The sequence below is a fragment of the Aquimarina agarilytica ZC1 genome (assembly GCF_000255455.1).
In the GTDB taxonomy this organism is placed as follows: domain Bacteria; phylum Bacteroidota; class Bacteroidia; order Flavobacteriales; family Flavobacteriaceae; genus Aquimarina; species Aquimarina agarilytica.
In genome coordinates this window covers 1-11,240 of the sequence record NZ_JH621264.1, presented here as the reverse complement: position 1 = coordinate 11,240, position 11,240 = coordinate 1, and the positions used below count along the sequence as shown (strand labels likewise).

The 11,240-nt window shown below is 34.6% G+C and carries 6 protein-coding genes; all 6 read right to left on the bottom strand.

The window, feature by feature from the left end:
• Nucleotides 1-380: sulfatase-like hydrolase/transferase (locus KQA_RS20770; RefSeq protein ID WP_010181180.1), on the bottom strand; the 380-nt coding region annotated here is incomplete at its 3' end.
• A gap of 13 nt (nucleotides 381-393) precedes the next feature.
• The gene (locus KQA_RS0211255) at nucleotides 394-1,776 is read right to left on the bottom strand and encodes a glycoside hydrolase family 28 protein (protein ID WP_010181178.1); all 1,383 of its coding nucleotides are present in this window, start codon (nucleotides 1,774-1,776) and stop codon (nucleotides 394-396) included.
• A gap of 2 nt (nucleotides 1,777-1,778) precedes the next feature.
• Entirely contained in the window at nucleotides 1,779-3,176 is a 1,398-nt protein-coding gene (locus KQA_RS0211250) for a glycoside hydrolase family 28 protein (protein ID WP_010181176.1), read from the bottom strand.
• Nucleotides 3,177-3,374: 198 nt separating this feature from the next.
• Nucleotides 3,375-5,348 carry an OmpA family protein gene (locus KQA_RS0211245; RefSeq protein WP_010181175.1) on the bottom strand — a complete coding sequence of 658 codons (1,974 nt, stop codon included), beginning with the start codon at nucleotides 5,346-5,348 and terminating at the stop codon, nucleotides 3,375-3,377.
• 13 nt (nucleotides 5,349-5,361) lie between these two features.
• Complete coding sequence (locus KQA_RS0211240) at nucleotides 5,362-6,285, bottom strand: PorP/SprF family type IX secretion system membrane protein (protein ID WP_010181173.1); 924 nt, start codon at nucleotides 6,283-6,285, stop codon at nucleotides 5,362-5,364.
• A gap of 33 nt (nucleotides 6,286-6,318) precedes the next feature.
• Nucleotides 6,319-11,220 carry a T9SS type B sorting domain-containing protein gene (locus KQA_RS19615; RefSeq protein WP_232285890.1) on the bottom strand — a complete coding sequence of 1,634 codons (4,902 nt, stop codon included), beginning with the start codon at nucleotides 11,218-11,220 and terminating at the stop codon, nucleotides 6,319-6,321.
• Nucleotides 11,221-11,240: the final 20 nt, after the last annotated feature.

Genomic DNA, 11,240 nt, shown 5'->3' with positions numbered 1-11,240 from the left:
TTCCCTACAATATGCGTATAGTAACCCGATTTTTTAAATGTTTCGCCAATAGTAGCATGCTGCTGCGGAATCACAAAACCTTTACCTTGTAACTGAAATACATTACGCCCCGATAGCAACATAGCACGGCTAGGCACACATGTAGCTCCCGAAAAAGCGCCCATTAAATAGGCATTTGTAAAGGCCACTCCATTTGCTGCTAAGGCATCAATATGAGGTGTTTTTACATTCATTCCGCCAAGTGTATGTACTCCACTATACCTATGATCATCTGTATAAATTACAAGTACATTAGGTTTTTTTTTGACTGATTGTCCTGTAACTTTAGCAAAGGCAACTACTATAGTTAAGCATAAACAGCTATGTTTAATTAAATTCATTTCCTTTTAATTTCTAGTTTATTATTTTGTTATCCACATCTTCTAAAATTATTTGCGCTCTTTCATCGGGATTTTCTATTTTAAAATTGACATTAGACAGCGTTATTTTTTTAATATGCCTCCCATAAATCCCATAGGCTGGTAACATCCCAAAAAAGCTAAATTCGGGATAAGCAGCCACTTGCTCATCCACTAATTTTATGTTTGCTTTTTTACCTCCTCCCGGAAGGTTTATACTAATATCCTCCAACTTAACTGTTCCTATATCATAAGCTGGTGTCCCTGTAATTAAAATACCCGAGGGTGGGTTCACTCTTAATTTTTCTATACTTTGTGTGGTCGCTTGTATATTTTTAATCAAAAGCTTATCAATACTACCTACTTTTTGTTTTGGTGTATTTCGATACGTACGTAAACGCTCTCCCAAACGCACAAAAATTGGCATATCTACGGCATTCATTTTTATATTTTTAATAGTCACATTGGTTATATTGGCACCATCGACACTTAGTATTTTTATTCCTCCACCTCGCGTATCATTTATTACACAGTCTGTTACCAATATATTATAAAAATCTCCCATAGATTCGGTACCAAATTTAATTGCTCCCCATTCACTTTTTAGGCTACATTCCGATACTTTTATATCATGTGTTGGTATTGGGCTGGTGGTTTTAAAACATATGGCATCATCACCCGTATCAATCGTACAATTTTTTATGCTTACCGCTGAACTTGAATCTAAATCAATACCATCATTATTAAAATTGGCATGACTATAAATAGATACCTCCTCGATCTGGATATTTGAAGATTGATAAAAATGACACGTCCAAGCTGCAGGTTCCCTTAACTGGATTCCTTTTACATGAATTTTCGATGATTTTACAAAACGTAGTAAAAAAGGCCTATTCTTCCCGAATGTTTTATTGCTTTCGAGTATATGAAGTCTGCGCCTTTCTTTTACTAAATTTTTATGTAAAAAAGCTGCTCCATTACCATCAATAATTCCTTTTCCGCTAACTCCTATATTTTTAGCATTTACTGCTCCAATTAAACAATTCCCCCGTTCTTGTCCTGTAGCATCAGTAAACATATCAATACTTTGGTAATCCAAGGGGTTACTGCTTCCTTTTAATACTCCATTTTCATGAATAACTAAATGCACATTGTTTTTTAACAGCACTGTACCTGTAATATAAGTTCCATTACTAACTACTACTTTGCCTCCTCCTTGTTTATGACATGCATTAATGGCTTTTTGAATGGCAATTGTATTTACCGTAAGTGTATCTGCTTGAGCTCCAAAATCCCGAATATCAAATGTTTTTTTCTTTGTTACACAGGATAAAAACAACAATAAAAAACATCCTAAAAGTATTTTTTTGAACAACATTCTTATAAACGAATTAATTGTGACGAAACAATAGAATGGTAATTAGAAAAGCTATTACTAATATGATCTTGCGAGACATCATCCAAAACTATTGGAGATCGTTTATCTTCCTTTTTTAGGTACATATGCACATTATCCATATACAAACCTTTAACATGACGTGCGTAAATACCATAAGCAGGCAAGGTCCCGACCAAATGAAATTCGGGCCACCAATCCTTTAATACATCCAAAGTATATTCCTTTGGGTTTATTTTTTGAGCGTCTTGTAATGTCCCTCCTCCCGAAAAATGAAGTTGAATATTCCTTAACACAATATTTTTAATATAATGTCCCGTGATTCCTGTAATAAAAATTGCCGAATTTTGATCTAATTCTTCATTATCTACTATAATATTTTCAAACGTAAAGTTTTGCATAACTCCAGTTGGATACATTTCTTTTGGAGCATCGACACATGCTCTTTGCTGCGCTAAAGTCATAAATATGGGGCGCGGAACATTTTTCATAACTAAATTGGAAAAGGTCATATTTTTCATTTTTCCACCTTCGTTCATTTGAATTTTCAATCCCGAATCATCAATATTTTTAAAGGAACAATTGGTCACGGTTACAGATTCAAAATCACCTCGAGACAATAACCCAATTCGCATTCCCGCCCATTTACTTTCAAAAGTACAATTGGAAATACTTATATTTTTACACGGAATATTAGGCATCGATGCTTGTAAACAAATAGAATCATCACTCGTATCAAAAATACTATTCGTTACATTCACATTTTGACACCCATCAAAATCAAGTCCATCACCATTATGATTCGCTCTACTTTTTATTGAAATTCCACTCACACTTATATTGTTACAATATAAAAAAGCTGAAGTCCACGCAGCTGGGTTTATCAACTTTACATTGTTGATATGAATATCAGTACAATTCAAAAAACGAATAAGCATTGGCCGACCCGTTTCTCTTTTAAAATTTTTAGGAAATCCATTCCCATCAATAGTCCCATAACCTTCAATGGCAATCGAATGTGCTTCCTTTGCAAAAATTAAACAACGATCCATATGTGGCTCGTTTTTGTACATGTTTTTATGTGTATTTTGGGCATAATCCTCAATTGTTGGACTTCCTAAAAGTACGGCGCCGTTTTCTAAGTATAATGTGACATTATCTTTTAAAAAAATAGTCCCAATAAGTACTTTTTTACCCGAAGGGATGATCACTTTTCCTCCTCCTTGTGCTGTAGCCATATCAATTGCTTTTTGGACGGCTTGTGTATCTTTTTGAATTCCGTTGCCTACTGCTCCGTAATCCAATACGTTAAATACCTGTCCAAATACAGTTGAACAACCTAATAGAAAAAGAAAAATTAATTGTGCATACCGAAAACACATAAGCTGCTGTTTTTATTTAAATTAAATGTACAGCTATGGATATGATTAGATTAGAACTTATGTGTTAAAATGTAGTAGAATTATATTGAAAACTCACTCAAAAGCCATTATTTTTAAAAAATAATGGCTTTTGAGGTACTTGTACTAATTCTGAAATAATATGTGATCATCAATCTTTTAATTATCATTTGTAACACATCAAATTTTAGTGATAATAAATTCTGACCTTCTGTTTAATTGATGCTCAGCTTCCGAACAAGACACACCATCTGCACATCTATTTATCAGTTGAGATTCACCATAACCTATAGCACTCTCCAAACGTGATGCTTCAATTCCTTGGGAAATTAAATATTCGCGGGTACTTTTTGCTCTTCGATCAGATAAACTTCTGTTGTACTCATTGGGCATACGTGAATCCGTGTGTGATTCAATTTTGATATGCATTTTTGGGTATTGAGACATCACCAATACAATTTTATTTAATTCAATTGCTGCATCGTTACGGACAAAGCTTTTATCTAAATCAAAATAAATAATTCCAATTTTTAATTTTAAAACTCCTTTCTCTTCTACAATTAATTCATCTAAGGTTTCGATTCCCAAAGGTAAATATGTGGTTCCTGTTACGGCTTCTGTCAATGATGGTTTAACAATTGAAGTATATCCTTTTTTTATTACTTTAACTTCGTACCTAGAGTTACAATCTAATACTTTATCAAAGCTGTATTTTCCTAATTCATTTGATGTGGTTTCGGCTACCTTGCTACCTACTTCGTCAAATAACTGTAATTGCACATTCGCTATTCTTTCTTTAGTTTGTAAATTAGTTACGACTCCATTTATAGCTTGGTTACATACTTGTTTTTTTATAGGGATTACTGCATAAATGTCGTCATCTCCTTTTCCTCCTTTTCTATTCGAAGATAAAAAGCCTCCTTTTTCTTTTTCATTAAACACAAATGCAAAATCATCTTTATTACTGTTTACTGGCTTTCCTAAATTTTTAGGGAATTGAAAAGCATCATTTAATTTATTTGATTTAAATATATCTAAGCCTCCAAAACCTAGGTGTCCATCGGAAGCAAAAAACAAATTATCTCCCAGAATAAAAGGAAACATTTCTCTACCCGAGGTGTTAATTTTATTCCCTAAATTTTTGGGCGTAGAATATTCATTATCTCCAAGAATGTCTACCACAAAAATATCCGTAGCTCCTATTGTTCCTGGCATGTCCGAAGTAAAATACAGCTTAGTGTCATTTTCATTTAGTGTGGGATGACCTACTGAATAGGTATCACTATTAAAAGGCAATTCTTTTATGTTTATCCATTTTATTCCTTTCGAACTTTTATTCAAATCTGCACTATATAGTTTTAAGTGATTTACCCCATTGCCATCATCTCCTAGTTTTTTTTTAAAATTATTTCTAGTAAAAAACACTTTGCTTAAATCTTTAGTAAAAACAGCATTTGATTCGTGATACTTTGAATTTAAATCTTTTGAAAAAAGCATGGCTTCGTCAATATCTGAAAATTTTTCGGATGTAAATCCTTTATATAAATTCAAATAAGGCTGTTTGTTCCAATAGTATTTTTCTGCATTTTTATTCGTAGTATTAGCCGATGCAAAAACAACTTCATTACCATAATAACTAACCCCAAAATCAGAATACGGAGTATTTGTTGACACGTTACTTATTTTATAATTAGAATCCATTTTTAAAATTTCATCTAATTGTTGTGAAGCCTTTTTATAATTTTTCTTTCTAAGATCATCGTGATCCGTCCTTTTTGAAAAACGTTTCATCCATTTTTTTGCTTCTTCATTTTTTCCTAGTCCTTGTAAAGTATGGGCGTATCTAAAATAATATTCGGGATCAATACTATCTTTAAATTTCTCAAAAAGCACCTTATACCATTGATTAGCTTGTCGCATATCGGTATTGTAATAATAACTATCACCTAAATGTTCAAAGAGCAATTGATCTTCCACTCCTTTTTCGTAAGCTTTTTTATAAGCCTCCGAAGCTTCTTTATATTTCAGAGACTGAAATAGCTTTTCTGCATATTTTATTTTTTGATCTTGTCCACATGCAAATGTGTAAACCAATGAAGCTATAACACTACAAAACAAACGCTTTAAAAATTTATTAGTAATTAATGATATCATAGTTAAATTAGTTTTAAAAGAATCTTGGTGATTTTAAAATTCTATTTTTAAATATTTCAAAACGAAGAGTGAGTTCATGAGTTCCTGAATTATATCTACGCAACTCAGTGGTTGTATAATCATACGCATAGGATACTAAAAGATTAGGGCTTATTTGAAAACCAACCAATCCACTTATTGAATCATCCCATCGGTAAGATGCTCCTAAGCGTAACTTTTCAAAAAACAAAAAGTTTGCTGATACATCTACTGATATAGGTGAGCCATTAACATGTTTTATTAAAAAAGCTGGTTTAAACAATGTCTTTTGACTTACTGGAAAAACCCAACCTCCTATTAAAAAGAGATGTAAACGCTCCACTGCTACTTCTCCAAAACTAGTTATAGAATCATCAAAATGATCTACTTTTAAAAAATTAGGTGCTGCTAAACCTACATATTTTCTTTTACTATGTAGAAAAAGACCTGCTCCAATAGTTGGAAATATTTTATTATCAACACCTTGCTGAAATGCAGCATCTCCATCATTCTGTATTCTTCCTTTATTAAAATCTAAATTAAAAAGACGTAGCCCCCCTTTTAAACCAAAAGATAATTTATAATTTTCATCCAATGGCACTGTGTAAGAAAAATTAAGATCTAAATAGGTCTCTTCAGATGGTCCAATTTCATCATTTATTGCAGAAAATCCAAGACCTACTCTATTTCCTATAGGAGTATCAATACTTAAAGTTTGTGTCCGAGGAGCTCCATCAATACCTAACCATTGTGTCCTATGTAAGCCAATAATAGTAGCATGCCCTCTAGTACCAGCATACGCAGAATTTACTGCTAAAGGATTTATTGTATACTGAGTAAATTGAGGATCTTGTTGTGCTATGACGGTGTATCCAATAAAAATAAGTGATACCGCTATATACTGTTTAAAATTCTTCATATTGAATCTTTTTACTTTTATCGTTTTATTGAATTACCTATTAATATATAACCAACCCGCTTTTGGATTACTTCCTTCACCTAAGTCGAGAACATAGTAATAAGTTCCTACGGGAAGTTTGTCACTAGGATACAGTGTTACCCTACCATTAGATATTCCTTCAAACGTATTATCGTAGCCTTCTTTTTCATAAACAATATTTCCCCAACGGTTATAAATGGTTAATTTATTATTCGGGAATCGATCAATACAATCGATATAAAACACATCATTCATTCCATCTCCGTTTGGAGAAAACTCATTATATATAGTTCCACAAATCGATGCTACATCATCAATAGATGCGGTATCATTATTTGGATTTACATCTAATTGATCTAGAAATATTAAGCTTGCTGTATTGCCATAATCATCTACATCTAAAACTTCTACTACAATTTGTAACATTTCTGAAGTATCCGTTGTTACTATTGGCAGCTCCCATATACCCGTACCGCTATCAAAAGTTCCTTTAGTTGCAGTACTACTTACAAAACGATACCCTGACCTTAGATTATCCGTTATTTCTAAATTAGTAGCATCTAAATTGCCCAGATTTCGTGCAGTGATTGTAAAAGTAATTTCCTGACCTATGGCTGGCTCAACTATATCGACACTTTTTAAAATTTCGATGTCAGTACCTGGTGTTAAAATTGTAAAACTAGCTTCGTCATCCTCACTTTGATCACCATCATCATTATTAGGGTTAGAGTTAGGGTCAAACTCATTACTAGCTGTTATTTGTGCCACATTTACATATTCTCCATCTTCTAAAGTAGGCATATTTACTACTGCGCTATATGTTAATTCTAAGCCTGTTAATGGTACCGTTAAATTTGCCCAATCAATAACATTAGTACTTACAGTTCCCGAGTCACTTACTGCTGAAATTTGACTAAAGCCAATTGGTAATATATCTTGTACTGCCACACCAGAAGCAATATTAGGACCATCATTAGTTATAGAAAGTGTAAAAATTAGTGTTTCACCTACATTTGGCATTTCATTACTTACTGACTTACTTATACTTAAGTCTGCAATTGCTACTTGTATTGGGAAACTAACTTCATCATCATCTGGGATACCATCTGCTAAATCATCTACACTTGCATCACTTGACACATCACTATTTGGATCTATTTGATCACTTGCTATTATGAGTGCATTATTTACAAACTCATTCGGAGTATTTGTTGGTTCTTTTACTACTACATCAATAAATATAGTTTGAGAACCATTTGCTGGTACGTCATCAATATCCCATAAACCTGATACGGGATCGTAATTACCAGAAGTAGTACTAAATCTTATAAATTCAAAACCTATAGGTAAAAGATCTTCTGCCTGAACATTTGTAGCCATATCTGGCCCCGCATTACTTACAGTAATCTGAAAGCGTAACTCATCACCTGGTTGTGCTCTTGTTTCGCCTCCAACTGTTGTTTTACGAATTGATAAATCTGCTACACTTTGGATCGGAGTTGTTATTGCTTCTGCATAATCATCTTCAGTAATATCCCTATTTCCAGGAGTTGAATCACTATCTGTCACATTCGAAGCTGAAACTTCAGATGTATTTAAATAGTCTCCCATTGGTTCAACAGTAACATCAATCAATAAGGTTTCTACAGCTCCTGATTCTAAATTACCTACTGTCCAAATTCCAGAAACTTCATTATAACTTCCCGTTGAAGAACTAAATGTTTCAAAATCGTAACCCGAAGGTAATAGATCCGTCACTTCGACTCCTGTTGCCGTTTGTGGCCCATCGTTTCTTACTGTTATTCTGAATGTAATTTCTGATCCTACTAGAGGTGTACTATCCCCATCAACCACTTCTTTTTCTAAAGATAAATCTGCAATTGCTTCCACTGGAGTGACAATGGCATCATCTTGATCATCTTCCGAAGGATCATTATTATTAATTATTGAATCACTATCTAATACATCTGAAGCAGTTACTTCGGCGACATTTAAATAATCACCTGTAGCCAATACTATTGCATCTATAATTAAGGTTTCATTTGCTCCACTATCTAAATTCCCTATTTTCCAAATTCCAGAAACTTCATTATAGTTTCCTGTTGAAGCACTAAACAACACAAAATCATAACCAGAAGGCAATAAATCTGTCACTTCGACCCCTGTAGTATTTTGAGGCCCGTTATTGGTTATTGTTATATTGAAACTTATCTCCGTACCAATCAACGGAGTAAGATCTCCGTCAACCACTTCTTTAGTCAATTCTAAATCTGCCATAGGGACTACTGGAGTAACTATGGCATTATCTTCATCATCTTCGCTCTGATCTCCATCATCATTGTTAGGAACAGAATCTATGTCAAATACATCTGAACTAGTTATTTCGGCAACATTGAAATACTCACCTGCTGTATTTGTTGGAGCATTTACCAATACATCTATTAATAAATTTTCTGAACCTCCTGATGGAATATCTCCAATGTTCCATACACCTGTATTCTCATTATAAGTACCCGCAGAAGAACTATACAAGATAAAATCATACCCTGAAGGCAAAATATCTGTAACATCTACTCCTGTCGCATTTTGAGGCCCATCATTAAACACGCTTATTTCAAATGTAATTTCTGAACCTACTAATGGCGTAGCATCATTATCTACCACTATTTTTGTTAATGATAAATCTGCAACATCTACATAATCAACAGTAACTGTAGATGGATTAGATGGATTACCATCATTATCATCAACTGTATATACAATTGGTGTTGGATCTAATACAAATCCATTTTCTGGAGTAAATTCTAAAACACCTGTGTTAGGATCATATATCCAAACTCCTTCTCCAGGCACCTCAAAACCAATTATATCACCATCGGCATCTGTAATAATATTCGTTGCATTTGTTGGTGGAGTTAAATTCACACTTTCTGGGTTTAAACTACCATCAGGGTCCATATCATTTGAAAGAATATCAATGGTTGCTGTTGTACCTGTTGGATTATTTAAACTTTCATCATTAGATGTTACAGGAAATTCAATAGCATAATCAATAGTAATCCTTCCAGGGCTTGTTGCTATTGAACCGGTATCTACATCAGTTAAGTTATAATCTATTGGAGTTGGATCATCTGTAAAGTCAGAATCAGGTGTAAAAGTGACCTCTCCCACAGTCTCATCATAAATCCAATCTCCTTCACCTGGAACGGTGAAACCAATTGTATTTCCATTCGGCCCAACAATCGGGTTTATTACTCCACTTGGTACTACGAAATCAAATAATACATCTTCTGGACTTGGTGTACTACCATCCGCTAGCGTATCATTTCCTAAAACATCTATAGTAACTGAATTACCCGTATCATTCCCTGAGCTAGAATCATTATTAACTACTGGAGGCACATCGTTATACTCAACAGTTACTGTAGCAATATTTGTGGTATTACCATCATTGTCATCAACCGTATATTGTACTGGTGTTGGATCACCTGTGTATCCTTCTTCTGGATCAAAACTTAAGCCTCCTGTATTGTCATTATAACTCCAAACTCCTTCACCTGGAATCGTGAACCCAATAACGTCACCATCTAAATCTGTAATTACATCCGTAGCATTAACTGGTACCACTAGATCTACACTAGTAGGATCAATAGTTCCATCCGCATCTGTATCCCCTACTAAAATATCTTGAGATACAATATCACCTGGCACATTCCCTACACTTAATTCATCATCTGCAATCGGAATATCTTGATAATCTACAGACACATTTGCTGTTGCTGTTTCACCATTATCATTATCTGTAATTGTATAATCAATCGAGGTAGGATTACCTATGAATCCAAATTCTGGAGTAAAAATTACTTCTCCTGTAATTTCGTCATATAACCATACTCCCTCATTAGGAACTTCAAAACCTATCACATTACCTGCAGCTCCTGTCACTATATTGATAGCATTCCCTAGAGGAATCAATGCTAAAGTAACATCCGTCGGTAATGGAGTTGTTCCATCTGATAAGGTGTCATTTTCCAATAAATCTTGTGTAACTGCACTTCCTATTGGATTGTCATTACTTGAATTATCAACTGCAACTGGCGGCGTATCTAAATAGGTTACCGTAATACTTGCTGGAGCGGCAGTTTGATTGCCATCTGCGTCTGAAATATTATACGTAATCACTGTTGGATCGCCTGTGAAACCATCTATCGGATCAAAGCGGGTTTCTCCCGTAGTCTCATCGTAACTCCAAACGCCTTCACCTGGAACAGTGAAACCGATGACATCTCCATCGGTGGAAGTAACTACATCTGTAATGGTAACTCCTGGAATCACTGGCTGAATCAAATCAACTGTCGTTGGATCTAAGTTGCCATCACCGTCTGTATCATTGCCTACGATATCAAAAGTAACTGTATCGCCTGGCGTATTATCTAAATCCTCATCATTCACCGCTACTGGACGATCTTGGTAGGTGATCGTAACTGTAGTGTTCACACTTACCGCATTATTATCTTCATCTTCTATAGTATAATTGATCACTGTTGGATCGCCTTCAAATCCTGAAGCTGGAGTGAATTCCAACACACCGCTAGTCTCATTATACAACCAAACGCCTTCGCCATCTACTTCAAAGCCGATCAAGTTACCATCGGCGCCTAACACTTCACTGCTTGGAACAATTGTAACTCCGGATGGAATCACTAATGTCAACACGACATCAGCCGGCGTTGGGGTCGTACCATCACTTAATATATCATTTGAAAGCACATTAATTCCAACGGTACTTCCTAAAGCATTATTTAAATCCTCATCGGCTACTACAGCTGGTGGCGTATCTAAATAGGTTACGGTAATACTCGCTGGAGCGGCGGTTTGATTGCCATCTGCGTCTGAAATATTATATGTAATCACTGTTGGATCGCCTGTGAAAC

Coding starts and splice junctions, on each gene's coding strand:
- KQA_RS0211250 (WP_010181176.1), bottom strand. CDS start 3,176: ATGTGTTTTCGGTATGCACAATTAATTTTTCTTTTTCTATTAGGTTGT.
- KQA_RS0211245 (WP_010181175.1), bottom strand. CDS start 5,348: ATGATATCATTAATTACTAATAAATTTTTAAAGCGTTTGTTTTGTAGT.
- KQA_RS0211255 (WP_010181178.1), bottom strand. CDS start 1,776: ATGTTGTTCAAAAAAATACTTTTAGGATGTTTTTTATTGTTGTTTTTA.
- KQA_RS0211240 (WP_010181173.1), bottom strand. CDS start 6,285: ATGAAGAATTTTAAACAGTATATAGCGGTATCACTTATTTTTATTGGA.